We start from the raw sequence: 26214 nt of genomic DNA on the forward strand, positions 1-26214 counted from the left end.
CTTAAACGATTTGCTCCATTTTAGATCCGACAAATGGAATCCATTGTTGATCCAAAATTCCAGAAAAATTACGCAAAAACATAACAAAGGAAGGTTTAAATGGTCGCCTCTTCAAAGTCATCCCCGCCTCTTCAGGGGTATGATCTCCTTTTTTAGAATTACAATATTTACAAGCCGTAGTTAAATTATCCCAAGAGGTCCGACCTTGTCTGGATTTTGGCATCACATGATCTAAGGTTAAATGATCCTTGGATCCACAATATTGGCACATATTATCATCCCGCTTGAAAATATTTTGTCGACTTAACATCACTCCTTTGTAAGGAAAATAAACATATCGATTCAATCGAATCACCGATGGGAATGGGAAAGTCTGTGAAATTGAATGAAGTTTTTCGGTGGTTGATTCTGCCACTAATTCCGCCTTATTAAGATAGACCAATAGAAAGGCCTTCGGCATGGAACAGATGGTTAATGCACTATAATCTTGGTTTAAAACTAAAACTTTCCGACTCATAGGACAAAAGATTAAAGGTGAATACTCTCCTACACATCCCTTGTCTTTAAAGTTAAGAAAAAAACTCTTTGAAGCAATATTTTGTAGATTTGTAAAAAATTAAATTTTATTATGTCGAGCCTTCTAAAAAAGATACAGGAACTAGCTGAGCAACAGGCCAATGCGAATATTGATACACGCCGTCATTTGCATGCCCACCCCGAACTCTCCTTTCATGAATTCGAGACACAGGTATATGTGGAGAGTCAATTGAATAAACTAGGAATCCCAACTCAGCGTATAGCCAATACCGGTGTTATCGCTATCATTGAAGGTAAAAATCCAACAAAGAAGGTAGTTGCATTACGCGCCGACATGGATGCATTGCCTATCCAAGAAACAAATGATATTCCATATAAATCTCAAAACCCAGGTGTGATGCATGCTTGTGGCCATGATGTCCATACTTCATCTTTGTTAGGAACAGCTCGCATCTTGCAATCTGTTAAAGATGAATTTGAAGGAACCATCAAATTACTTTTCCAACCGGCTGAGGAAAAAGCACCAGGAGGTGCCAGCATCATGATTCAAGAAGGTGCTCTACAAAATCCAAGTCCCGCGGGTATTTTGGGTCAACATGTGGCCACCAACATCCCGGTGGGTAAGGTTGGATTTAGAGAAGGCATGTACATGGCCAGCGCAGATGAATTGTATTTAACCGTAAAAGGTAAAGGTGGACATGGTGCGATGCCAGATCAATGCATTGACCCTATTGTGATTGCTTCGCATATCATTATTGCGATGCAACAAATTATCTCTAGAAATAAAAACCCAAGACTCCCTTCGGTATTAAGCTTTGGAAAATTCATAGCCGAAGGAGCCACCAATGTTATTCCCAATGAAGTGAAGATTGAAGGTACTTTCCGTGCCATGGACGAAGAATGGAGAGCCGATGGATTGGCCAAAATGAAAAAATTGGCCGAAGGAATAGCGGAATCTATGGGAGGCTCTTGTGATTTCTTTGTTTTAAAAGGATATCCTTTCTTAAAAAATAATCCTGAATTAACTCGACGTATGAAAGAAGCGGCTATCGAATACATGGGAGCAGATAATGTGATCGACCTAGATATTTGGATGGCGGCAGAAGATTTTGCCTTTTATACCCACCATGTGGATGCTTGCTTTTATCGTTTAGGAACTAGAAATGATGACAAAGGCATTATTCATGGTGTCCACACTCCCAACTTCAATATTGATGAAAAAGCACTTCATGTTGGGCCTGGACTAATGGCTTGGTTGGCTATTCAAGAGTTAAGCCTAGCCTAGTTTTCGATGGGGAAAGTTAAAGGATCTGGGTATTGAAATGTATAATTCAGTGCCTGGATTAATTTATCTGAACTGACTACTTTTATGGCTTCCTTGTCTTCAAGATAATCCACAGGCAGTTCCAATCCTCGTAATTGGCACTCCGACTTAACTAATTCAGATTTAATGGGATGCAATGGTGCTACTACATTATATACGCCACGGAGTTGACTTTTTATACTTTGATTGATTATTTCAAGCACATCCAACCGATGCACATAATTGACAGGATGATTGGCAGCTGGAACATTCTTGCCTGCAAAATATTTGGACACAAAACGTTCTCCTCCCATCAATCCACCCAACCTTAATAAAAGTAAGGGGCTGTGAAGCCCATGTAAGATTTCTTCTGCCTGGCACATCAAATTGTTTTCCAAAGCAGATGCTTCATTAACGACAGCGTTTTCAGCTTTATATACGGAAGTAGAAGAAAGGAAAATTACTTGTTGATGCGTTTTTGGGTTCAATATTCGAACAAAATCAGCTAACACTTCTAGGTAAAAATGATCTCCATTGACTTTTCGACGAGGTGGAATGGTCCAAATAATCGTCTTTGCATCCAAAATTGATTCCCAAGCCAATTGGGGCAAATTGACCTCTGCTCTCCAATCAATTAATGAAATATTGGGATTATGAATTGATTTGGTTTGAGATGATTGACTTATTTTAACAGAATAACCCAATGAAGCTAGTTTTTCCGCCAAAGGGACACCTACCCAACCTCCTCCAAGAATAGAAATATCAAACATAAATGATCTTTGGGAACAAAATACCCCTGTTAGCCGTTAATGACAGCAAATTAACGAGGATTATCCAGGGATAAATGCCGTTTATCCATTTTATTTTTGATATTTCCCCGGATTGCCTCTACTTGCCATTCTAAATTAAGCCATGAATAAATTACTTTTTATCCCGATCATGAGTTTGGTCATACTTGCCATCGACTATTATGTATGGCAAGCGTTCAAAACGGGCTTTCAACAACAGAGTCAATCCACTCAACAAATCATTCGATGGGTTTATTGGACCATTTCTGCTAGTATCATATTCGGAATTATTGGATATAATTTCCTTCCATTGACTTATTGGAACAAAACAATCCGCACTTTCTTCATGGCTAGTGTCATGATTACGGTGGTCTCAAAATTGTTTGTCGTTATATTTCTGTTCATTGAAGATATTACTCGCATCATTCGTTGGGCATTTACCAACAAAAACTTAGACATCATTCCGGGAGAACCAGCACCTGGTCAGATTAGTCGGAGTGAGTTTTTATCCAAGACAGCTTTGGTAGTAGGCGCAGTACCTGCAGCTACGTTTACTTTTGGAATCCTTTCAGGAGCACATGATTACCGAGTTGAAAAAATTAGTTTAAAAATCCCTAACCTCCCCAAGGCATTTGATGGCCTACGCATTGCCCAGCTATCAGATATACATTCAGGGAGTTTTTACAATAAAAGGGCGGTACAAGGAGGAGTCGATATGGTAATGAAAGAGAAGGCCGACTTACTATTTTTTACGGGTGATTTAGTCAATAATGAGGCTACGGAGGTAGAGGATTACTTTCAAATGTTTTCCAAGTTACATGCCCCCATGGGTGTTTATAGCACCTTAGGGAATCATGATTATGGAGATTATGTCAGATGGAAATCGCCACAGGCGAAAAAACAAAATCTTCAAGATTTGATGAAGGCTCATGAATTAATGGGCTGGAATCTGATGATGGATGAAAATAAAATCATTGAAGAGTCAGGAGAGAAATTAGCTTTAATTGGGGTTCAGAACATTGGGGTGGGCCGTTTTCCTTGGTATGGAAATTTAGCTAAGGCGCATCAAGGAACCGAGGAGGCCAGCACTAAATTATTACTTTCTCATGATCCGACACACTGGAACGCCGAGGTGACGAAAAAGTACCATGACATTGATGTTGCCTTTGCAGGACACACACATGGCACACAATTCGGAGTTAAAGTAGGAGATTTCAAATGGTCCCCAGCTCAATATGTATACAAGCAATGGGCAGGTTTGTATCAAGAAGGAAAACAGCAATTGTATGTTAACCGTGGATTTGGGTACATTGGTTATCCAGGACGAGTTGGCATGCCACCAGAAATTTCGGTATTTACTTTGACAAGAGGTTAAGGTAGATTCTTTCTAATTGAAACGAATTTGGAAAAAAATAACTTGCTAAAATAAAATAACTCAACGCTTAATACGCAGGGTTGCCTGATGTATTTTGGCTTAAAATGAATTAATTATACCATTCTATCGATTTAACAATTAAAAAACACTTGGCATTTTCACAAAAATGACCTAATTTTGTGTCCCCAAAACGATGGTTTCGTGGCCGAGTGGCTAGGCAGAGGTCTGCAAAACCTTCTACAGCGGTTCGAATCCGCTCGAAACCTCCCAAAAACCTCCCATTCTGGGAGGTTTTTTTATTTAAAGAGATTTAGGTACAATTTATTATCAAAATATTGAAATTTAAGCTTTGGCTTATTTTGAAAAATTCTAAATAGACAGGTAAAGCTTAAAAATTCCTGAAATTGAATGGCAAATAAATTGTTTCCTAAAAATTCGAATTGTAGTTTTGCGGACTGAATAAATAGGAGATTTTCAAACATGAATCGCAAAAATTTTACGCTCGTTAAGTTCCTTTTCTCTTTTCTGTTTTTGTTTGCATCAGTATATGCGACTTTAGCGCAAGACGCTGCAGAAGGGGAAACATTGTTTAAAAACAACTGTGCTGCATGTCACAGTAGCACAGATGAAGTGCTTGTAGGACCAGGATTAAAAGGTATTGGGGAACGCAGACCCATCGAATGGATCGTTAAATGGGTACACAACCCACAAGCGGTTATTGCTTCAGGTGATAAGTATGCCAATGAATTGTACAATAAGTTCAATAAGGCGGCTATGACACCATATCCTAACTTCACGGAAGGTCAAATCAAAAGCATCATAGCTTATATCGATGCTTCTAACGCTGCCCCTGCTGCTCCGGCTGCTGGTGCTGCTCCAGCGGGTGCTGCTGCGCCAGCTGCTGCTAGTTCAGGTGGTATGATGGAAGTATTATTAGTAGGATTATTAGTAATCATGGTTTTTGTATTGATTGCTTTATTATCTATCGTAAGCACTTTAAGTAAATTAAGTGGTGGAGAGGCTGATTCTGAGGCTCCATTGATGAAAAGAATTGCTGAAAATGCTAAAAAATTAGCTGCTAATTCAGCAGTGAAAACGGGTATCATCATCTTCGCACTGTTATTAGGTGGTAAAGCTACCATTGATGCAGCATATGGTGTAGGTATTCACCAAGGTTATGCCCCAGAGCAACCGATTAAATTCTCTCACAAATTACACGCAGGACAGTATCAAATCAACTGTAACTACTGCCATACAGGTGTCTATGAAGGAAAAGGCGCTAACGTCCCTTCAGCCAACATTTGTATGAATTGCCACAACGCAATCAAGAGAGAGTCTCCAGAGATTCAAAAAATCTATCAAGCACTTGAAAACGACGAGCCAATTCAATGGGTTCGTGTACACAATCTTCCAGACTTAGCTTATTTCAATCACTCACAACACACCAATGTGGGTAATTTGGAATGTAAGAACTGCCACGGAGATATTGAAAAAATGGAAGTAGTAGAACAACGTTCTACTTTAACCATGGGATGGTGTATTGATTGCCACCGTAATACGGATGTTAACGCTAAGGGAAATGCCTATTACGATAAGTTGGTTGAGGTTCACAATAAGGACAGCAAAACACCCCTTAAAGTACAAAACATTGGCGGTTTAGAATGTTCTAAGTGCCACTATTAATAGTATACGCGTCATAAAAGATTCAATTTTAGTCTGAATAAGAAAGATTATATGGAAAATTCGAACAAGAGGTATTGGAAAGGGATTGAGGAGTTAACCAATGAACCATCGTTTGTAAAAAATATCCACAACGAATTTGGCAATATGCCATCGGAGAACGATTCTAAAGGGGAAGCCCTAGTGGATGGTTCGGGAACACATCGTCGTGATTTTCTCAAAATGTTGGGATTCGGTGTTGCAGCCGTTTCATTAGCTGCATGCGAGGCTCCAGTAAAGAAAACCATTCCTTACTTGAACAAACCAGTAGATGTAGAACCTACCATTGCTAACTGGTATGCTTCAACGTATACAGATGGAGGTGAATATGCTTCTATCTTAGTTAAAACAAGAGAAGGTCGCCCTATCAAAATTGAAGGAAATAAACTTTCTGCTGTTTCTAAAGGAGTTCTTTCTGGTAGAGCACATGCTTCCGTATTGAGTCTTTATGATAATGAGAAATTAAAAGGTCCACAAATTGGTGCAAAAGCTGCTGATTGGGCTCAATTAGATAAAGAATTCATAGCTAAATTAGCTGCAGTAGCCGCTAAAGGAGGACAAATTAGAATTGTATCCAATACGATTCTTTCTCCAAGCACGAAAAAAGTAATTGCTGAATTCACAGCAAAATATCCAACAACACAACATGTCGTATATGATGCAAACCCAGCTTACGGTTTAACCCAAGCGCACGGTGGCATCCTACCAAGCATTGATTTCAGCAAAGCAAAAACAATTGTTTCTGTGGGCGCTGATTTCTTAGGTACATGGGTTGCTCCTACGGAGTTTGCAGCACAATGGGCTGAAACTCGCCGTGTAGGTTCTGCAAAAGACGGTAAAAAAGAAATGTCTCGTCATTATCAATTTGAGACAATCTTATCCAATACAGGTGCTAATGCTGACTACCGTTCTGCATACAAGCCATCTCAAGAAGGTTTAGTAGTAATCAGTTTATACAATGCGGTTGCTAAATTAACAGGAGCAGCTGCTTTAGCAGGTGCATCCGTTAAAATAGATCACTTAGATAAAGCTGCGAAAGATTTAGTAGCTTCAAAAGGAGCTTCTATTGTCGTGGCTGGTTCAAATGATCCAGAAGTACAAAAAGTAGTGGTGGCTATCAACGCCTTAGTTGGAGCGTATGGAGCAACCATCAATACAGGAGTAGCTGTTAATTACCGTCAAGGTAATGATATGGCTATGGCTAATTTCATTAAAGAAGCAGGAGCTGGAAAAATAGCTGCTGTTATTTTCTACAATGCCAATCCGGTATATAATCACCCAATGGGCGCAGCATTAGCAGCTGCATTGCCTAAGGTTGAAGTAAGTTTGGCAACCAATGAACGTGCTGATGAAACAGCTTCCTTGTGCCAGTTCATTGCTCCAGATTCTCATTATTTAGAATCATGGAATGATGCAGAGCCTAAAACAGGATTCTACTCATTAACTCAGCCTACAATCTCAACCATTTTCAAAACTCGTCAAGCACAATCCAGCTTATTAACTTGGGCAGGTTTGAACGGCGATTATGCTGCTTATTTAGAGCGTAATTGGGAATCCAATATCTTGAAAGCAGGTGCTGTACAATGGAAAAATGCTTTGCATGATGGTGTATTCCAACCCAATGCAGCAAGTATTTCTTCAGCTGTTCCATCTGTAGATGCTAATGCAGCAGCAGCGGCAATATCTAAAGCATATTCGGCTAGTTCAACTGGCTTAGAAATATCAGTTTATGAAAAAGTAGGTTTAGGAACAGGTTCTCAAGCCAATAACCCTTGGTTACAAGAATTCCCTGAACCAGTATCCAAAGCATGCTGGGATAATTATGCATCCATTTCGCAGCCGACAGCTACGAAATTAAACTTGAAACAAGGAGATGTAGTTAAAGTAGCTGCAAAAGGTTATGAAGTTACCTTACCTGTTTTAGTTCAACCAGGTCAAGCACAAGATACAGTAGCTATCGCTATTGGATACGGTAGAACAAAAGCTGGAAAATCAGCTGATGGTGTAGGTGTAAATGCCTATCCATTTATATCAGAAATCAATGGAGCTTGCGTAGGTACTTGCACAACAGGAGTATCAGTAAGTCCAACAGGAGATACCAAAGACATTGCTCAAACGCAAACTCACCACACAGTGATGGCGCGTCAGGCAGTAGTTCAAGAAACTGTTTTAGGAGAATTTGTTAAGAATCCTCAATCTGGTCGTTTCAACCCAACAGTAGCTACATCAGAAGGCAAGAAAAATGCAACTGATTTAACTCTATGGAATGGTCACCAATACAACAACCACGCGTGGGGAATGGTGATTGACTTAAATACATGTACAGGTTGTTCAGCTTGCGTCGTTTCGTGTTCGGCTGAAAACAACGTACCAGTAGTAGGTCGTCAAGAGGTCATCAACCGTCGTGAAATGCACTGGATGCGTATTGACCGTTATTATTCTTCTGATGCTGAGGTAGAAGATTTGAAAGGATTAGAAGTAGCTTCAGATAATCCAGAGGTTGTATTCCAACCAATGCTTTGCCAACACTGTAACAATGCTCCTTGTGAGACTGTTTGTCCGGTATTAGCAACGACTCACTCTACTGAGGGTCTAAATCAAATGACATATAACCGTTGTATTGGTACACGTTACTGTGCTAACAACTGTCCGTATAAAGTTCGTCGTTTCAACTGGTTCCGTTACTACCAAACTGATGAATATGATTTCCACTTCAACAATGACTTAGGTCGTATGGTGATTAACCCAGACGTAACAGTTCGTTCACGTGGGGTAATGGAAAAATGTTCTATGTGCGTTCAACGTATCCAAGAAGGTAAGTTAACTGCGAAGAAAGAAAAAAGAAGACCAGTCGACGGAGAGATCCAGGTTGCTTGTGCTCAGTCTTGTCCTACCAATGCGATTACCTTTGGTGACATGAACGATCCTGCTTCTGAAATTTCTAAATTATTAGCTGTTGAGAAAGAAGGAAGGGCTTACGGTGTAATCGAAGAGATTAACGTAAAGCCAAACATCTCTTACTTAATGAAGGTTCGTAACAAGGACGTTAAAAAAGAAGCATAATTATTCAATCGTATTAAAAAGTAAATAAAAATATGTCGCACGTTGTATCACCCATAAGAGAGAAACTAGTTACTGGTGGCAAATCTTATTCCGATGTTACCCACGATATTTGCAAGCAGGTAGAAGGGGAACCCACCAAAGAATGGAAATGGGCCTTCGGTATATCTTCCATTGTATTTATCTATGGAGCTTACTGCCTATTCTATACCTGGTGGCAAGGTATTGGTGTTTGGGGTTTAAATAAAACAGTAGGTTGGGCATGGGATATTACCAACTTCGTATGGTGGGTTGGTATTGGTCACGCCGGTACCTTGATTTCTGCCGTATTGTTATTATTCCGTCAAAAATGGAGAACCTCCATTAACCGTTCAGCGGAAGCGATGACTATTTTTGCGGTACTTTGTGCAGCTTCTTTCATTTTGGCCCACATGGGTCGTCCTTGGTTAGCTCATTGGGCTTTACCACTTCCCAACGCATTTGGTTCTCTTTGGGTTAACTTTAACTCTCCATTGGTTTGGGACGTATTTGCTATCTCGACATATTTATCCGTTTCTTTATTATTCTGGTACATGGGTCTAGTGCCTGATTTGGCTTCTATCCGTGATCGTGCTACGACGAAAGGACGTAAATTTTGGTATGGTTTGTTCAGTTTAGGTTGGACAGGTTCATCTAAAACTTGGGCTCGTTATGAATACATGTCTTTAATTTTAGCCGGTATCTCTACCCCATTAGTACTTTCTGTACACACCATTGTATCCATGGACTTTGCAACTTCTGTCATTCCAGGATGGCATACGACAATCTTCCCTCCCTATTTCGTGGCAGGTGCGATTTTCTCAGGATTTGCTATGGTACAAACACTCTTGTTAATCACACGTGTGGTGTTCAAATTAGAAGATTATATCACCATTGAGCATATCGAAATGATGAACATCGTTATCACGGTAACTGGTTCAGTAGTAGGTATTGCTTATTTAACTGAGTTCTTCATTGCTTGGTACTCTGGAGTGGAATATGAAAGCTATGCCTTCATTAACCGTGCCACAGGTCCTTATTGGTGGGCATATTGGATGATGATGACTTGTAACGTTATCTCTCCACAATTATTCTGGTCAAAAGCAATCCGTACCAATTTAATGGTGAGCTTTTTCTTATCTATCGTAGTAAACGTAGGTATGTGGTTTGAGCGTTTTGTGATTATCGTAACATCTTTACACAGAGATTACTTACCATCTTCATGGGCTATGTTCTCTCCTACTATGTATGATATTGGTGATTACATTTTCTCTTTCGGTTTATTCTTTACCCTATTCTTCTTATTCGCTAAATATTTGCCTGTAGTTAATATGGCTGAGGTGAAATCTGTCATGAAAGGTGTATCAAGCAATTTCCCTGAAAAGAAAAAAGCTACGAAAAAAACCGAAGAATAATTTATTAGCAATTCGAAATTAAAACAATATGAGTTCGACAACTAACTACATTTTAGGTGTATACGATGATGAGGATGAGGTGTTACACGCAGTTAGCGAGGTAAAATCTAAAGGCATCAAAATTGAAGACGTATTCACTCCTTTTCCGATTCACGGATTGGATCGTGCTGTAGGGCATGAGCGTACACGTTTACCTATTGCAGCCTTCATGTTTGGTGTATTGGGTTTAACCTGTGCTTTATCATTAATCAGCTATACTATGGTTTTTGATTGGCCTATGATCATTGGAGGTAAAGACTTCTTTGCACTTCCCAACTGGATCCCAGTAACTTTTGAAGGAACCGTATTGTTCACTGCTTTTGGATTGGTAATTACCTTCTGTATATCCAATAATCTTTATCCAGGTAACCAACCGGATTTATTAGATCTTAGAATCACGGACGACAAATTTGTTATGGCAATCAATGTTGACAAAAACAAAAAAGTAAGTGCCGATGATATCAAGAAAGCCTTGAAAGATTCAGGTGCGATTGAAGTAAATGTTAAATAATTAACCAAGAACAATTGTTCACGAAGAAGCATAACAAAATGTTGAATCCAAGATACCAATTCGTTTTATTTGCTGGTTTAGCCCTAGGCTTATTGTCCTCTTGTAGTGACGACCACAATGATACAGGAACAGAATTTGCTCCAAATATGTACCATTCCGTTGCTTATGAGCCAATGACTCAGACTGATGGTGATACCAATACTATTAATCCACTCGGGATGAACATGCGCCAGCCTGTAGCAGGAACGATAGCAAGAAGCAAATTCACAGGAAATGATTCCTTACAGAAAGAACTCTTACATCAAGATTTGATTTCAAGAACTATTCCAAACGATAGCATTACCTATTCAGCTGCAGCTTTGAAAAATCCATTAGCTGCTACACCTGAAAATATCGAAGCAGGAAAATTACAATATGAAAGATATTGCCAGCATTGCCACGGTGAAACAGGTAAAGGAGATGGTTTGGTAGCTAAAATGTATAAAGGAGTTCCAGTATATTCTAGCGACGCATTAAAAGCCTTGAACGATGGTCATATCTACCACGTAATTACACATGGTAAAGGAAGAATGTGGCCTCATGGCTCACAAATCACTTCAGCCAATCGTTGGAAAATTGTACTTTATGTACATGAATTGCAAAAACAATAGTTCAATTATTAAAAATTAAAATACCAGATAAAATGGCGGGACACTCACATTTTTCCCCAGCAAACGTTGAAGAGCATTTTGAATTCACTTCTGAAGGCAAAAAAAGAGTTATTTATGCTTTCATTGCCGGAGTAGTAGCTTTAGTGCTTGGAATATATCTTTTATCCAAAGGTGAGGCTGGTGGCCACGAAGTTGCCAATGCAGGACATGAAGCTGTGAAAGCAGGTCATGAAGCTGCCTCAGAACACCTTTCAGGCGGAGCGGTATCCCACCAACCTGCAGCAGAAGAACATTATGATTGGACAAATCGTATTTGGGCTAACGTATGGTTAAATGCGGTATTCTTTACAGGTATAGCTATCATTGGTATGTTCTTTGTTTCATTACAATACCTAACTAAATCAGGATGGTCATCTGTGATGAAGCGTGTTCCAGAAGCATTCCCTAAATTCTTATACATCACTCTTCCAATCCTATTGTTGGTATTCTTTTTCAAAGGAGATGCTATTTTCCACTGGATGCACCATGGGGTTACTGAAGTAGGAAATGAAAACTACGATAAAATCATTGCTGGTAAATCTGGTTATTTGAACAAGACATTCTTCTTAGTTCGTTTAGTAGGTTTCTTTGCACTTTGGATCGGTCTTTGGACTGTTCTTCGTAAGAAGTCTTTAGAAGAAGATTTAATAGGTGGTACTGATTTATTTACTCAATTAGTTCGTATCTCAACTGCATTTATTGTCGTATTCGGAGCTTCTAGTTCTATGTTTGCATGGGATTGGGTTATGTCCATCGATACACACTGGTTCTCTACCATGTTTGGATGGTACATGTTCTCATCTTGGCATGTTACGGGTTTAGCTGTTATTACTTTAACTATCTTATTGTTAAAAGATAAAGGATATATGGCTTACGTAAACGAAAACCACCTACATGATTTAGGTAAGTTGATGTTTGCATTTTCTATTTTCTGGACATACGTTTGGTTTGAACAATTCTTATTGATCTATTATGCTAACATGCCAGAAGAAATCATTTATTTCTTGGAGCGTTGGGAAGGTCACAACAAAATTTACAAAACATCAGAAATTTTGATGGTTTTCTTAAACTTCTTCTTCCCTTTCCTAGTTCTTATGACACGTGATGCAAAAAGAACTCGTATTTTCTTAAAAATCGCTGCATTCTTCATCATCGTAGGACATTACATTGATTTTTATCAAATGATTATGCCAGGAGTATTAGGAGGTCATGCAGGATATGGATTAGTTGAGTTTGGAATGGTAACTGTTTTTGCTTCTGCGTTTATTTACATCGTTAGTGATGAATTAACCAAAGCTTCATTAATAGCTAAGAACCACCCATTCTTACCAGAAGCAGTTCATCACGATATTTAGTATTTAAATTAAGATTCTAACAAATAAAACATATGAATTACCTAGTTGGTCTTTTATCCGTTGTATTCTTCATCTTAGCGATTACTGTAATCAGCAAAAGTTTGAAGCTTAACAAAAACCTTAGTGGTGAAAATGAGTCAGATTCTGCTCTAGATTCACACAATAATACCAATGCCGTTGGATTCTTACTCTTCTGGTTATTTGGAACTATTGCTGGTGTATGGTCATTCTTACACTCACAGCCTGATTTTCTACCTGAAGCGGCATCAGCTCATGGAGTAAAAACAGATTCCATGTTCTGGATCTCTATGGCGGTGGTAACATTTGCATTTTTTATTACCAACTCTTTATTGTTCTTTTTTGCATTCCAATACCGTAACGATAAAAACAGAAAAGCTACTTTTTACCCAGTAAACCACAAGCTTGAAATTATCTGGACCATTATTCCTGCCATTGTCATGGCCATCTTGGTATTCACAGGTTGGAGAACTTGGAGAGATATTACTTCTCAAGCACCAAGTAATGCAGTAGTTATTGAAGTTACAGGCCACCAATTTGGTTGGTATGTACGTTATGCAGGTAATGATGATAGCCAATTAGGTAATATCAACTACAAATTAATTGACGAAACCAATAGCTTAGGTTTAGACTTTACAGATAAAAACTCTTTTGATGATTTTACAGCAAGTGAATTACACCTTCCAAAAGGCGTGCCTGTCTTGTTGAAAATCAGAGCACAAGACGTATTACACTCGGTTTATTTGCCTTTCCAACGAGTTAAGATGGATGCAGTACCAGGTATGCCAACTAAATTTTGGTTTACTCCTACAATTTCTACAGATGAAATGCGTGCCAAATTAGGTAAGAAGGATTTCAACTTTAAATTAAACTGTACAGAAATTTGTGGCCGTGGTCACTTCGGTATGGCAATCACAGTTTTTGTTGATGAACCTGCAGATTACAAAAAATGGGTGATGGAACAAAAACCATTCTTAACGATGAATCCTGCGTATTTGTCTAAAGTACCTGAGAATTTAAAAGCGAAAGCAAGTAAATATATTCCAGCTGAGCCAATCGCAGCAGATAGTACTGCTACAGAAGCTGTAAGTGTCAAATAATTAGAAAGAATTTAGAAAAAATAATACCTATGTCAACAGCCATATCAACTACTGAAGAAGTGCACGCTCATGGACACGATCATGGTCATGATCACGAGCATGAACATCATGAACTTGGTTTTATCCGTAAGTACATCTTTTCAGAGGATCATAAGACGATTGCAAAACAATATTTAATCTCAGGTATCCTTTGGGCATTTATCGGTGGATCATTATCGATCATCTTCCGTTTGCAATTAGGTTTCCCAGATATGAGCTTAGAATGGTTAAGACCTATTTTAGGTGAATGGATTGATGAGTCAGGCAAATTAGACAAAGAATTTTACCTTGCTTTAGTAACCATGCACGGTACCATCATGGTATTCTTTGTATTGACAGCAGGTCTATCAGGTACATTCTCCAACTTCTTGATTCCATTGCAAATTGGAGCTCGTGATATGGCGTCTGGCTTTATCAATATGTTATCCTATTGGTTCTTTGCCTTATCATCAGTGATTATGTTCTCATCATTATTCATTGAAACAGGTCCTGCATCCGGTGGCTGGGTAATTTATCCCCCATTAAGTGCTCTACCACAAGCAATGCCAGGTTCAGGATTAGGTATGACCTTATGGTTAACCAGTATGGCCCTATTTATTGTTTCTCAATTAATGGGAGGTATCAACTACATCTGTACCATCATCAACTTGAGAACACGTGGAATGACATTTACTAAAATGCCATTGACTATCTGGTCGTTCTTCTTTACAGCGGTATTAGGATTATTATCTTTCCCTGTATTGTTATCAGCTGCTTTATTATTGATTTTTGACCGTAGCTTCGGTACTTCTTTCTACTTGTCAGAAATTTATATTCAAGGTCAAGCACTTCCAAACATGGGAGGTAGCCCAATCTTGTACCAACACTTATTCTGGTTCTTAGGTCACCCAGAGGTATATATCGTATTATTACCTGCTTTAGGTATGACATCAGAAGTTATTGCTACCAATTCACGTAAACCTATCTTTGGTTACCGTGCCATGATTGGTTCCATGATGGGTATCACCGTACTTGCTTTTATTGTGTGGGCTCACCACATGTTCGTAACTGGTATGAACCCATTCCTTGGTTCCGTATTCATGTTCTTGACCTTAATTATTGCTGTACCTTCAGCAGTAAAAGGCTTTAACTACATTACTACACTTTGGAAAGGAAATATCGTATTTACTCCAGCCATGTTATTCTCTATTGGTCTTGTATCCCTATTTATTTCAGGTGGTGTTACAGGTATCATTTTAGGAAATTCGGCATTGGATATTAATTTACACGATACCTATTTCGTTGTAGCCCACTTCCACTTAGTAATGGGTGCAGCTTCCTTCTTTGGATTAATGGCTGGTGTTTACCACTGGTTCCCTAAGATGTTTGGACGTATGATGAATAAAACAGCTGGATATATCCACTTCTGGTTAACATTTGTGGGAGTATATGCTGTATTCTTCCCAATGCACTATACGGGTATTGCAGGTTTCCCAAGACGTTACTATTCATTCACCGCTTTAGGTAATGATGGAGAAGCTGCATTTACTGATTTAAATGCTTTCATATCACTAGCTGCGATTATTACTTTCACGGCTCAAGCGATCTTCTTCTTCAACTTCTTCTATTCTATTTTCAAAGGAAAACGTGCTACACAAAACCCTTGGAAGTCAAATACATTGGAGTGGACAACACCTATCGTACCAGGGCATGGAAACTGGGAAGGAGAAATTCCTGCTGTTTACCGTTGGCCTTATGATTATAGCAAGCCAGGTTCTGAGGCAGATTTTATTCCTCAAACTATACCTCACTCTGCAACTCCTGAATCAAATCTTCCTGAAGAGAATGATGAGATTGCAAAAGAAAAGGAAATTGAAAGTTTATTAGCGGCTCAGAACGAGAGTTACAACCGATAAAAACCAATAACCTAAAAGATGCATCGAAATGATTCTCATTTGGATGCATCTTTTTTTTTCTCCCTACAACCATGACATTCCAAAAATTTGGCTTTGTTACTTTACTATGCATCTACCTCCTCATATTGGCCGGAGGAATAGTTCGAAGTACGGGATCGGGAATGGGTTGCCCAGATTGGCCAAAATGCTTTGGGAGATTCATCCCACCTACCAAGGAGTCCGAACTGCCCCTTCATTATGAAATCACCTATAAGGAAAAGTTACATGGTGAGGTTCTATTTAATCCAACAAAGACCTGGATTGAATACATTAACCGTCTCATTGGCGCATTAACAGGACTTTTTGTTTTAATTACAACCATTTTGGCATTTAAAACTGGTAAGAAAGAATTTATCCTTTCTTTTCTAGCTTTATTACTTGTATTGGGCAATGCCGTATTAGGTAAATACGTTGTTGATTCCTTCTTATTGCCAGGAGTAGTCACCATGCATATGCTTTTGAGTATAGGAGTACTCTTTTTACTTTTTAAAGCCTTACATGTCAATCAAAGCTACATAGAGATTCCTTCTACCATACGAACAATGCTTATGCTCAATTTATTGATCATATTGATACAAATCGTATTAGGAACTCAAGTGAGAGAAGAAATGGATCATGTGATCGTTCAATATGGAGAAAATGCGAAATCAGAATGGGTAAGTCATCTAGGAATCATTTATATCATTCATAGAACCTTCTCTTGGATTGTTCTAATTAGTCATTTAATCCTTTGGTATAAAATAAATAAGTCAAAAATCGAATCTTTAAAAAACTATAGTACCTACTTATTAGTTTTTTTAAGTGTATCCCTACTCACAGGAATATTAATGGCCTATGTCAACCTACCTTTGGGAAGTCAAGCCATACATTTAACCATATCCTTAGTGATTTTAGGATTACACATGAATACTTGGATAAAAACAAGCACCGCCAAATAAGATGTCAATAATTAAACCCTATATAGCCTTATTAAAATCCAGACTATCGATCACGGTAGCATTCTCGGGTACCTTTGGCTATTTATTGGCGCCTATTGAACATACTACATTTCATATTATCCTAATATCCTTAGCAGGCTATTTATTAACTGGAGCAGCCAACATTGTCAATCAGTTGAAAGAAATTGATTACGATAAACTGATGAAAAGGACAGCCAAAAGACCGCTCCCTACAGAAGTTTTGCAACCACAGCAAGCCAAGATGTATGGGATTGTCATCTTATTCATATCCTTAAGCTTGCTTAGCTATTTATCCTGGAAAGCAGCCATAATCGGGTTCATTTCCTACTTGCTATACGGATTTGTTTATACCCCATTAAAACGGGTTGGACCAATTTCAGTATTTGTGGGTGCTATACCGGGTGCCTTTCCTCCCATGATTGGTTGGCTAGCAGCTACACACGAATTTGGATGGGAACCAGGCATCTTATTTGCCATTCAATTCTTTTGGCAATTCCCGCACTTTTGGGCAATTGCGTGGGTTGCAGATGCTGATTATAAAAAAGCGGGATTTAAAATGTTGCCCAATGATGGGAAAAAAGACATGAAAACGGCTTTTACCATCATGATCTACACCATATTTTTAGTACCCTTGGGACTAGTCCCGTATTTATTGCACATGACAGGAATTCAATCAGCTATTATCGCTGTAATGGCTGGTACATTATTCCTTTGCCAAACTTTTTATCTTATGATGCGTCCAACAGACAAGGCTGCTCGATGGATGATGTTTGGATCTTTTTTCTATTTATTAGTCGTACAAATTGCCTTTTTATTTGATAAAATTTCATAACATGAACGCTGAAACCAATTCCATAGAAGCCAAAGCGACCCGTTCAGTGAATCCTAAAATATTCACCATGTGGTTGTTCATCGTATCTATAATTATGCTCTTCGCAGCTTTTACGAGTGCCTATCTTGTACGTAAAGCAGAAGGAAACTGGGTAGAGTTTCAATTACCTAATTTATTTTGGATAAGTACTGTAGTCCTACTTCTTAGTAGCGCTTCGATGCATTTTGCATTATTAGCCGCAAAAAAAGACCAATTTAATGCGTTAAGAATAAGTATTTCTATTACTTTTGTGCTCGGATTATTGTTTTTAGTTTTACAATATTTCGGATGGGTACAATTAGTCGAAATGAACGTTTATTTCGTTGGTAATCCATCAGGGTCATTTGTCTACGTATTATCTGGTCTTCACGGTCTGCACTTAATCTCCGGATTGATTGTATTAATTGTAGCACTAGTTGCTGCATTCCGTATGAAAATCAATGCCAAAGCCCTTACTCAAATTAAAATTTGTTCCACTTATTGGCATTTTTTAGATGCTTTGTGGATTTATTTATTTTTATTTTTAGTGTTTAACAATTAAGCTATTACCTCATGTCAGTTGCACACGCTGCCCCTTCTGTTCCTGAAAATTTAACTTGGACAGGTGGTTCTGAACCTCTTAAAGCTAGTTATGGAAAACTCATGATGTGGTTTTTCCTACTTTCTGACACTTTTACATTCTCAGCACTCTTAGTGACTTATGGAATGATTCGTTTCAGTCAACCAGCTTGGGAAGGAAGTCCAAGTGATTTCTATTTTTCAACACAACACTGGCCTATCCCAGAAAAAGTGTTTGAAGCAGTTCCATTCCTACACGGCATTTCATTACCCTTGGTATTCGTAGGTATCATGACTTTCATTTTGATTGCGTCTTCAGTAACTATGGTATTAGCTGTAGAAGCTGGTCACCGTGGTGATCGTAAAGATGTAGAAAAATGGATGCTTTGGACTATCGTAGGTGGTTTTACGTTCTTAGGCTCACAAGCTTGGGAGTGGAGTCACTTCATACACGGACCAGAAGATTTGTCTTTAGCAGCGAAACAACTGGTAGACGGTGTGATGACCCCAATTGAAGGAGCCAATTTAGTACGCAATCCATATGGCCCTCCTGCCTTTGCTGACTTATTCTTTTTCATTACAGGTTTCCACGGAACTCACGTATTTTCAGGAGTTATCCTAAACATTTTGATTTTCTTCAATGCTGCAACAGGAGTTTATGAGCGCAGAGGTCATTATGAAATGGTTGAAAAAGTTGGTTTATACTGGCACTTTGTAGACTTAGTTTGGGTATTCGTATTTACCTTCTTTTATCTTGTTTAATATTTAATTCCCTTAACATATGGCTTCGCACGTTACTGCACACGAAACCTCAGAAAAAGAAATTCCAGCTCCACAAACTGGCGCTATTTGGAAAACTTTTTGGATTCTTTTAATTCTAACAGCAATCGAATTTGTTATTGCCTTTACATTGCCAGCTAACACCTTGCGTGTTGCTATCTTTTCAGGAATGACAATCGTTAAAGCTTTCTATATCGTAGGTGAATTCATGCACTTAAAGCATGAAGTTAAAACCCTTATCTGGGCTGTTTTAATCCCTACTGTATTCGTTGTTTGGTTACTAGTAGCATTGATCTACGAAGGTGGTCATTTGTATTAGTAGATTATAAACTCTTATTGGCGCATGACTAAAAAGACAGGCATTTTATTAACCATTTTAATAGTGCCTGTCTTATTATATTTAGGCCTGCACGAATTTGGTAATAATCATTTTCAATTACCTCGATACATTCCAGAAATTGATTCCACTACCGGTGAAATCAAAATGGAAAAACGAATCAATCCTCGTTGGAATGAATCCGACATGGATACGGTATTCTTTAGAATTCCTGCCTTTGAACTGACCGATCAAAAAGGCAATCCCTTTTCCTCAAAAGTTCTAGACAATCAAATCTATGTAGCGAGCTTTTTCTTTACCCGCTGTACTACCATTTGCCCCAAAATCACTACCCAAGTAAGTAGATTACAAGATACCTTTAGCAAAGAGGATGACATTAAACTTCTTTCTATTTCAGTGGATCCACATTTTGATACTCCTGAAAAACTTGCTGATTATGCGAATCGCTTTGATGCTAAATCAGGTAAATGGTATTTTTTAACGGGCGACAAAAAAACCATTTATCCATTAGCTTTAAAAGGATTTCATGTCCCTTTGGCAGATGCTTCTGAATATGATCAAGCCATCAAAAATCCAGATGAAACATTTATACACTCTGAAAGGTTAATACTCATAGATAAAGAAAAGCATATTCGTGGCTTCTATAACGGAACCGATAAAAAGGATGTTGATCGCCTAATGATGGAAATCAAAGTATTAAAACGCATTTATGATAGTGAAAAATAATATGGCAGCTTACAAGATTGAAAATACCCCTCGAAATAATCAAATTGTTAATATTTTGTCCCTGGCTATACCCATTGCTGTAGCCATGTTAAACGCCATTCAAACAAAATTAGCCTTAGGTACTTGGACAAAAGTACTTCCGCATGTCAATGGTGTGTTAAATGCTACTTGTTCGATCGTTTTGATTTTAGGCTTTATTGCTATTAAAAACAAAAACATCGAAATGCATCGTAGATTAATGGGCGTGGCCTTTATTTTAGGAAGTCTCTTTTTAGTCTCCTATGTAACCTACCACATTTCCAATGAACCAACTAAATTTGGTGGTAGTGGATGGTTAAGACCCACTTATTACATATTACTTTTTTCGCATATTTTATTGTCTATTGGTGTAGTTAACTTAGTTTTAAAGGCAATATTCTACGCTTTAACAGATCAAATCAATTCCCATAAAAAATTAGTGAAATGGGCTTTCCCGATTTGGTTATATGTGAGTATTACAGGTGTATTGGTGTACTTATTAATTGCCCCATATTATGTCTAAGAAGTTAATATTGATCCTCTTTTTGTTTTTTGTTCTGGTCCAATTTGATAGCTCAGCACAATGTGCTATGTGTCGAACAACAGTAGAAAGCACCATTTCAAACGGCCGCTCCAACATTGCTACAGGTTTAAATACAGGGATTTTATATTTATTGTCAGCTCCCTACTTATTGGTTGGAGCAATCGCTTTTTTGTGGTTTCGTCAAAGTAAAAAGGAACAACAAGAACGAATTGCGAAATTTAGAATTCGACAAAAAGTCAGTCAATTACTCAGTCAATAATCAATCCCAAATGGGATATTGAGTCAATTTAATAGCCTCACCGAAAAATAATTGAGTGGACTTTTCAAATGAGTCTGTATAGTCTGACACAAAAAATTGCCTTGACCCTACCGGCCCAGCTTCTATCGATAAATCTTGTTGATTCAAAATACGTTTGATTTCCTGAGCCACAATCTGAGACGTATCTATAACTGGAATTCGGCCCCCATAAAATTGATCAATCTGTGGTTTTATGAGAGGATAGTGCGTACAAGCTAAAATTAATCCTTCAATATTTTTGAGCACATCTTGTTCCAAATATTCACGAATAATATGTTCTGAAATCGTATTATTGAAAAAACCTTCTTCAATCATGGGTGCCAACAAAGGAGTAGCTAAGGAATGAATATGGATATCTTTCCCTAAGGCTTCTGCCTTTCGAGCATAAATCCCAGAATTGACGGTTTGTTTTGTACCAATCAAACCCAAAGTTTTGCCAGCCCATTGTTGATCTAAATATTGAATGACAGGATCTATCACATTCACCACAACAGCCCTTGTCCCCACATAGGTTTTCACTAAATCAAAAGCAGCGGCAGAGGCAGAGTTACAAGCTATTAGAATCAACTTACAATTTTTCTCTAATAATAAATTGCAAATTTTTACCGAATATGCTTGAATGGACGTTGCTGATTTATCCCCATAAGGTAAGTGGGCAGTATCTCCAAAATAAATGATGGGTTCCTGAGGTATCAATTCCGTGATGGCATGAGCGAGGGTTAATCCCCCAATTCCACTATCAAAAATCCCAATGGGCGAAGAGTTTGGCATATATGTTAAATCTGCGTAAAGAAAGGAATTTTGAAAATCTTTTCAAACCCATGCAACCATTTATGTTTAATGCACATCTTTACGTTCAAATAAGTTCTATAATCATTGAGTAAAACTTTACTACCCTTCAAGAGCGAACAAGAGTTGATTCAGGCTTGCCAAAAACAAGACCGAAGAGCTCAACAAATTGTCTATCAGCTGAACGCTGGCAAGATGATGGCTGTGTGCAAGCGCTACTTAGGAGTAGGTCCCGATGCGGAAGATGCATTGATGGAGGGTTTCATGAAAGTCTTTAGTAAAATTGACAACTTCCAGGGCCAAGGGAGTTTCGAGGGATGGATTCGGAAAATCATGGTGAATGAATCACTCATGAAAATTCGAAAAGCTTCCAATCGCTATGATCAAGACATAGATGAAACCTATGATGTTGCTCATCCCGAAGATGCACTAATGCATTTGGGAGTTGAGGAAATTCAAAATTTAATTTTGGAATTACCTCCTGGCTACCGAACGATATTTAATTTATATGCCATTGAAGGCTACTCACATATTGAAATTGGCGATATGTTACAAATATCAGAAGGTACATCGAAGTCACAGCTTTCACGAGCTAGACAACTATTACAGAGTAAATTAAAGGAATTACACGCATGAAAAAATCATCGGTTGACAATTGGGATTCCCTTGAAAAAAACTGGCAGGAAAAACTAAACTCTCACGAAGAGGAAGTTCCCGCTGCCATTTGGAATCAGATTGAGAAAAAGCTTGACGAGAAAAAAGGAAAGGCTGCCCCTTTCATCATTCATCGTAGACAGTGGTCATGGGCGGCAATATTATTAATTTCTTTTGGTTTAGGCTGGTGGCAATTATCTAATACGAATACATTCATTGACGATTCAAAGGTTGCCCACCATATCCAAACTGAAAACAATGGCCCAAGCCAACAAGTACCCAATTCGAATACACCAATTCAAGTAGAAAATAATACCTTAATTAATCGCATTGAATCAAATCATACGGAAACTAAGGTCAGCCATAGCTCTCAAGCATCTAGCATTCAAGAGACAAAAAGCATAACTGAGTCAATTCCTGTCATAGAAGACGTAAGTAAACCCAATACCAACCCTATTATTTTAGCTGATAATAGGACATTTGAAAAAGAAAAACCTGCTTTATTGGCAAAGGAAGAAAGTGTCGAAATGTTAATTGACATTCAACCGAGCCAAGCGAACAATCAAGAGAAAGACAATAGCTATGTTCCGGAGCCTAGCAAAAAAAGAAATTCCTTGTTTGCGCGTGTAGTGAAACAATTACGTCAGGCCATCGATGGAGAACCTGTGGATTGGCAAACTTTAAAGCAGGGAGACCCCAAACTAGAAAACAGTATTCACCAAGTGGCGAATACCTATATCAAAACCGAACAAGTAGTACAAAGAACATTTCAATTTTAAGTATATGAAAAATTTATTCATCTTAGGATTTATCCTACTTAGCACGGGTCTTTTAGCAAGACCAACTCAAGATTCCTTATTATTAAAAATAGATAAGCGAAATCAAGAAATTATTGGCAATCCCAGTAATTCAAAAAAATCATTGAAAGAAGAATTACAAGCTATTTTTACCAAAAACGGCTTGGTATTGGAAGACAGTTTGTGGCAAAGCATCCGCAAAGCTGTTCAAGCAGATAGTGATAAAGACACTTCGATTGTTGTAGGGATCGGTGGAAAAAATGTTACTATTAAATTGCATCAAACTGGATTCAATGGGACAAAAAGCTTTTCCTCGACAAAAACAATTTCGGCAGGATCACCTAGTTCTAACGACAAGCAAGTGGAAGTAGGTTTGAAGGGAATCCATGTCAAAGAAGGAAATGAAGAAGTCCAAGTAGGCTGGAATGGAGTACAGGTAAAAGAAGGTAATGAAGTTACGCGAGTTATTTGGGGTAAAGATTCCACCAAAGTTCAAGCTAAGGATCGAAATTTCTATCAACGCAAAGGCTTAAATCTATACTTAGGATTAAATGGAACTTCAGGAAATTTACCTGCCGTTAGCATCGCGCAGTTTCCGGCCCCTTTGTTGTCCACAGATTTTGCTTTAAAACCTATGGGTTCTAGGTATGTTGGCTTAGAAATTGCTCGGGCAATCCGACTTAGTTCTGGCAAAAATTCGAGATTCAATTTAGGTTATGGAATACAATTTGATTGGTACAATTTCATGTTTGATCATAATCGAATCATACAAAAAGGGAATGATGCGGTTATTTTCCAGCCGATAATTAATGGAAATGGCGGAGAAACAGTATTGACAAAAAACAAAATGACGGTCAGTTATGTCACCTTACCTATCATGCCCCATTGGACCTATTCCAAAGAATCTGCTGTACAAATGATTGGATTAGGAGGATATGTCTCTTACCGACTTGACAGTTACACGAAGGCCATTGAAGATAAAACTGAAAATTTACATAAGACAAGCTCTAATTTATTTGTTAACCAGATACGGTATGGTGTTCGAGCGGAGTTTGCTTTAAAACATTTCCCAGATTTATTTTTCTCCTATGACTTAAGTCCATTATTTGAGAAAGGAAAAGGGCCGGATGTACAGGCATTTAGCTTTGGATTCCGATTATTATAAAATTAATTTAGAAATTTTTTACCAAGGTGTTTGTGGATACCAAAATTTGAGCTACTTTTGCGAACTATTTCAGTAAAACGTTTCACTGAAATAAGAAAGAGGGGGATATACCAGAGCGGCCAAATGGGGCAGACTGTAAATCTGCTGGCGAATGCCTACGGTGGTTCGAATCCATCTGTCCCCACCATTCGCACACAGAAATAACCAAGTTTTTGTGTTGATATTACCAGCGGGAGTAGCTCATTTGGTAGAGCGATAGCCTTCCAAGCTATAGGTGGCGGGTTCGAGCCCCGTCTCCCGCTCAATAAACTTCGTTCTATGAGGAATCTCATAGACGATTTTTATATTGGTAGGGCCCAAAGACCTACTATTGGCCCCAGGGTAAAGGCCTTTGTAGCTCAGTGGTAGAGCACTTCCTTGGTAAGGAAGAGGTCGGCAGTTCAATCCTGCTCAAAGGCTCTAAAATACCAAAATTACTCGCGAGAGTAGCTTCGATTAGCACATTTTGAAACTTTTTATAACTAAATTAAGAACTAAATAATCATGGCAAAAGAGAATTTTGACCGAAGTAAACCCCACGTAAACATTGGTACTATTGGCCACGTTGACCACGGTAAAACTACCTTGACTGCTGCTATCACAAAAGTTCTTTCTGAAAAAGGTCTAGCTGAGAAGAAAGATTTCTCTTCCATTGACTCTGCTCCAGAAGAGAAAGAGCGTGGTATCACAATCAACACTGCTCACGTTGAGTATTCAACAGCTAACCGTCACTATGCTCACGTTGACTGTCCAGGTCACGCTGACTACGTGAAAAACATGGTTACAGGTGCTGCCCAAATGGACGGTGCTATCCTAGTAGTTGCTGCTACTGACGGACCAATGCCACAAACTCGTGAGCACATCCTTTTGGCACGCCAAGTTGGTGTACCTCAATTGGTTGTTTTCATGAACAAAGTGGATATGGTGGATGATCCAGAATTATTAGAATTGGTAGAAATGGAGATTCGCGAGCTTCTTTCATTCTATGAATTCGATGGCGATAACATTCCAGTAATCCAAGGTTCTGCTTTGGGTGGTTTGAATGGAGATGCTAAGTGGGTTGCTACAATCGATGCTTTAATGGATGCAGTTGATAGCTGGATTCCACTTCCTAAGCGTGACGTAGATAAGCCATTCTTGATGCCAGTTGAAGACGTATTCTCGATCACAGGTCGTGGTACAGTAGCAACAGGTCGTATTGAGACTGGAGTTATCAACTCAGGTGAAGGTGTAGATATCTTAGGTATGGGAGCTGAAAACTTGAAATCAGTAGTAACTGGTGTTGAGATGTTCCGTAAGATTTTGGATCGTGGTGAAGCTGGAGATAACGTAGGTTTATTGTTACGTGGTATTGAGAAAACTGATATCCGTCGTGGTATGGTTATCTGTAAACCAGGTTCAGTTAAGCCTCACACTAAATTCAAGGCTGAGGTTTATATCTTGTCAAAAGAGGAAGGTGGTCGTCACACTCCATTCTTTAACAAATATCGTCCACAGTTCTATTTCCGTACAACAGACGTAACAGGAGAAATCATGTTGCCAGCTGGTGTGGAGATGTGTATGCCAGGTGATAACTTGACAATTGAAGTTACATTATTGAACCCTGTAGCTATGGACAAAGGTCTTCGTTTCGCGATTCGTGAAGGAGGTCGTACAGTAGGTGCTGGTCAGGTAACTGAAATCTTAGACTAATTTTTTGGTTGATATAGAAAAAGAGCGGTTTATCCCGCTCTTTTTTTTTGCCTAAATTTTAAGATTTGACAACTTTTAAAAAGTTGT

The 26214-nt window shown here is 38.5% G+C and carries 25 protein-coding genes and 4 tRNA genes; 26 read left to right on the forward strand and 3 right to left on the reverse strand.

The window, feature by feature from the left end:
• Position 1: 1 nt before the first annotated feature.
• Complete coding sequence (locus tag G9H60_RS05065; RefSeq protein ID WP_223143010.1) at positions 2–517, reverse strand: HNH endonuclease; 516 nt, start codon at positions 515–517, stop codon at positions 2–4.
• A 111-nt stretch (positions 518–628) separates the two neighbouring features.
• Between G9H60_RS05065 and G9H60_RS05070 the strand changes: the two genes are divergently transcribed.
• Positions 629–1822, forward strand: a complete 1194-nt coding sequence (locus tag G9H60_RS05070; protein ID WP_223143011.1) for a M20 metallopeptidase family protein — start codon at positions 629–631, stop codon at positions 1820–1822.
• Here G9H60_RS05070 and G9H60_RS05075 read toward each other — a convergent pair.
• Positions 1819–2610, reverse strand: a complete 792-nt coding sequence (locus tag G9H60_RS05075; RefSeq protein ID WP_223143012.1) for a Rossmann-fold NAD(P)-binding domain-containing protein — start codon at positions 2608–2610, stop codon at positions 1819–1821. The genes G9H60_RS05070 and G9H60_RS05075 overlap by 4 nt on opposite strands.
• Before the next feature lie 142 nt (positions 2611–2752).
• Here G9H60_RS05075 and G9H60_RS05080 point away from each other — a divergent pair, with 142 nt between their 5' ends.
• The 18 genes from G9H60_RS05080 (at position 2753) to G9H60_RS05165 (ending at position 20952) form a co-directional block, all read left to right on the forward strand.
• Entirely contained in the window at positions 2753–4003 is a 1251-nt protein-coding gene (locus G9H60_RS05080; protein ID WP_223143013.1) for a metallophosphoesterase, read from the forward strand.
• A 195-nt stretch (positions 4004–4198) separates the two neighbouring features.
• Positions 4199–4269: transfer RNA gene (locus G9H60_RS05085), tRNA-Cys, on the forward strand.
• Between the two features lie 214 nt (positions 4270–4483).
• Positions 4484–5686 (forward strand): cytochrome c3 family protein, encoded by a 1203-nt coding sequence (locus G9H60_RS05090; RefSeq protein WP_223143014.1) that lies wholly within the window; start codon positions 4484–4486, stop codon positions 5684–5686.
• A 51-nt stretch (positions 5687–5737) separates the two neighbouring features.
• A complete protein-coding gene (locus G9H60_RS05095; RefSeq protein ID WP_223143015.1) occupies positions 5738–8785 on the forward strand; it encodes a TAT-variant-translocated molybdopterin oxidoreductase in 3048 nt (1015 codons plus the stop codon).
• 32 nt (positions 8786–8817) lie between these two features.
• Entirely contained in the window at positions 8818–10215 is a 1398-nt protein-coding gene (gene nrfD / locus G9H60_RS05100; RefSeq protein ID WP_109321983.1) for an NrfD/PsrC family molybdoenzyme membrane anchor subunit, read from the forward strand.
• A gap of 28 nt (positions 10216–10243) precedes the next feature.
• Positions 10244–10765 carry a DUF3341 domain-containing protein gene (locus G9H60_RS05105; RefSeq protein WP_223143016.1) on the forward strand — a complete coding sequence of 174 codons (522 nt, stop codon included), beginning with the start codon at positions 10244–10246 and terminating at the stop codon, positions 10763–10765.
• Between the two features lie 38 nt (positions 10766–10803).
• On the forward strand, positions 10804–11415 hold the full coding sequence (locus G9H60_RS05110; RefSeq protein ID WP_223143017.1) for a c-type cytochrome: 612 nt from the start codon (positions 10804–10806) through the stop codon (positions 11413–11415).
• 32 nt (positions 11416–11447) lie between these two features.
• A complete protein-coding gene (locus tag G9H60_RS05115) occupies positions 11448–12809 on the forward strand; it encodes a quinol:cytochrome C oxidoreductase (protein WP_223143018.1) in 1362 nt (453 codons plus the stop codon).
• A 32-nt stretch (positions 12810–12841) separates the two neighbouring features.
• Complete coding sequence (locus G9H60_RS05120; protein WP_223143019.1) at positions 12842–13927, forward strand: cytochrome c oxidase subunit II; 1086 nt, start codon at positions 12842–12844, stop codon at positions 13925–13927.
• Between the two features lie 29 nt (positions 13928–13956).
• Positions 13957–15861, forward strand: a complete 1905-nt coding sequence (locus tag G9H60_RS05125; RefSeq protein ID WP_223143020.1) for a cytochrome c oxidase subunit I — start codon at positions 13957–13959, stop codon at positions 15859–15861.
• A gap of 71 nt (positions 15862–15932) precedes the next feature.
• Complete coding sequence (locus G9H60_RS05130; protein WP_223143021.1) at positions 15933–16838, forward strand: COX15/CtaA family protein; 906 nt, start codon at positions 15933–15935, stop codon at positions 16836–16838.
• Position 16839: 1 nt separating this feature from the next.
• The gene (gene cyoE / locus G9H60_RS05135; RefSeq protein ID WP_223143022.1) at positions 16840–17691 is read left to right on the forward strand and encodes a heme o synthase; all 852 of its coding nucleotides are present in this window, start codon (positions 16840–16842) and stop codon (positions 17689–17691) included.
• Position 17692: 1 nt separating this feature from the next.
• Positions 17693–18271: a cytochrome c oxidase subunit 3 gene (locus tag G9H60_RS05140; protein ID WP_166229863.1), complete on the forward strand. Its 579-nt coding sequence runs from the start codon at positions 17693–17695 to the stop codon at positions 18269–18271.
• 11 nt (positions 18272–18282) lie between these two features.
• Entirely contained in the window at positions 18283–19050 is a 768-nt protein-coding gene (locus tag G9H60_RS05145; protein WP_223143023.1) for a cytochrome c oxidase subunit 3, read from the forward strand.
• A 19-nt stretch (positions 19051–19069) separates the two neighbouring features.
• The gene (locus G9H60_RS05150; protein WP_109321973.1) at positions 19070–19387 is read left to right on the forward strand and encodes a cytochrome C oxidase subunit IV family protein; all 318 of its coding nucleotides are present in this window, start codon (positions 19070–19072) and stop codon (positions 19385–19387) included.
• Positions 19388–19411: 24 nt separating this feature from the next.
• Entirely contained in the window at positions 19412–20131 is a 720-nt protein-coding gene (locus G9H60_RS05155; protein ID WP_223143024.1) for an SCO family protein, read from the forward strand.
• Positions 20115–20672 carry a DUF420 domain-containing protein gene (locus tag G9H60_RS05160; protein WP_262899952.1) on the forward strand — a complete coding sequence of 186 codons (558 nt, stop codon included), beginning with the start codon at positions 20115–20117 and terminating at the stop codon, positions 20670–20672. Before G9H60_RS05155 ends, G9H60_RS05160 begins: the two co-directional genes overlap by 17 nt.
• Positions 20665–20952: a hypothetical protein gene (locus tag G9H60_RS05165; RefSeq protein ID WP_223143025.1), complete on the forward strand. Its 288-nt coding sequence runs from the start codon at positions 20665–20667 to the stop codon at positions 20950–20952. The genes G9H60_RS05160 and G9H60_RS05165 overlap by 8 nt, the downstream gene beginning before the upstream one ends.
• Here the strand turns inward: G9H60_RS05165 and murI are convergent, their stop codons facing one another.
• On the reverse strand, positions 20953–21762 hold the full coding sequence (murI, locus tag G9H60_RS05170; RefSeq protein ID WP_223143026.1) for a glutamate racemase: 810 nt from the start codon (positions 21760–21762) through the stop codon (positions 20953–20955).
• Between the two features lie 105 nt (positions 21763–21867).
• On the opposite strand from murI, the gene G9H60_RS05175 reads away from it, so the two are divergent.
• The 7 genes from G9H60_RS05175 (at position 21868) to tuf (ending at position 26127) form a co-directional block, all read left to right on the forward strand.
• Complete coding sequence (locus G9H60_RS05175) at positions 21868–22416, forward strand: RNA polymerase sigma factor (protein WP_223143027.1); 549 nt, start codon at positions 21868–21870, stop codon at positions 22414–22416.
• A complete protein-coding gene (locus G9H60_RS05180; protein WP_223143028.1) occupies positions 22413–23213 on the forward strand; it encodes a hypothetical protein in 801 nt (266 codons plus the stop codon). Before G9H60_RS05175 ends, G9H60_RS05180 begins: the two co-directional genes overlap by 4 nt.
• 4 nt (positions 23214–23217) lie before the next feature.
• Complete coding sequence (locus G9H60_RS05185; RefSeq protein ID WP_223143029.1) at positions 23218–24396, forward strand: outer membrane beta-barrel protein; 1179 nt, start codon at positions 23218–23220, stop codon at positions 24394–24396.
• A gap of 101 nt (positions 24397–24497) precedes the next feature.
• Positions 24498–24583 (forward strand) — tRNA-Tyr (locus G9H60_RS05190).
• A 42-nt stretch (positions 24584–24625) separates the two neighbouring features.
• Positions 24626–24698 (forward strand) — tRNA-Gly (locus G9H60_RS05195).
• A gap of 85 nt (positions 24699–24783) precedes the next feature.
• Positions 24784–24855: transfer RNA gene (locus tag G9H60_RS05200), tRNA-Thr, on the forward strand.
• Between the two features lie 84 nt (positions 24856–24939).
• Positions 24940–26127 (forward strand): elongation factor Tu, encoded by a 1188-nt coding sequence (gene tuf, locus G9H60_RS05205; RefSeq protein WP_109321965.1) that lies wholly within the window; start codon positions 24940–24942, stop codon positions 26125–26127.
• Positions 26128–26214: the final 87 nt, after the last annotated feature.

The organism is Aquirufa aurantiipilula, from assembly GCF_019923745.1.
Lineage (GTDB): Bacteria > Bacteroidota > Bacteroidia > Cytophagales > Spirosomataceae > Aquirufa > Aquirufa aurantiipilula.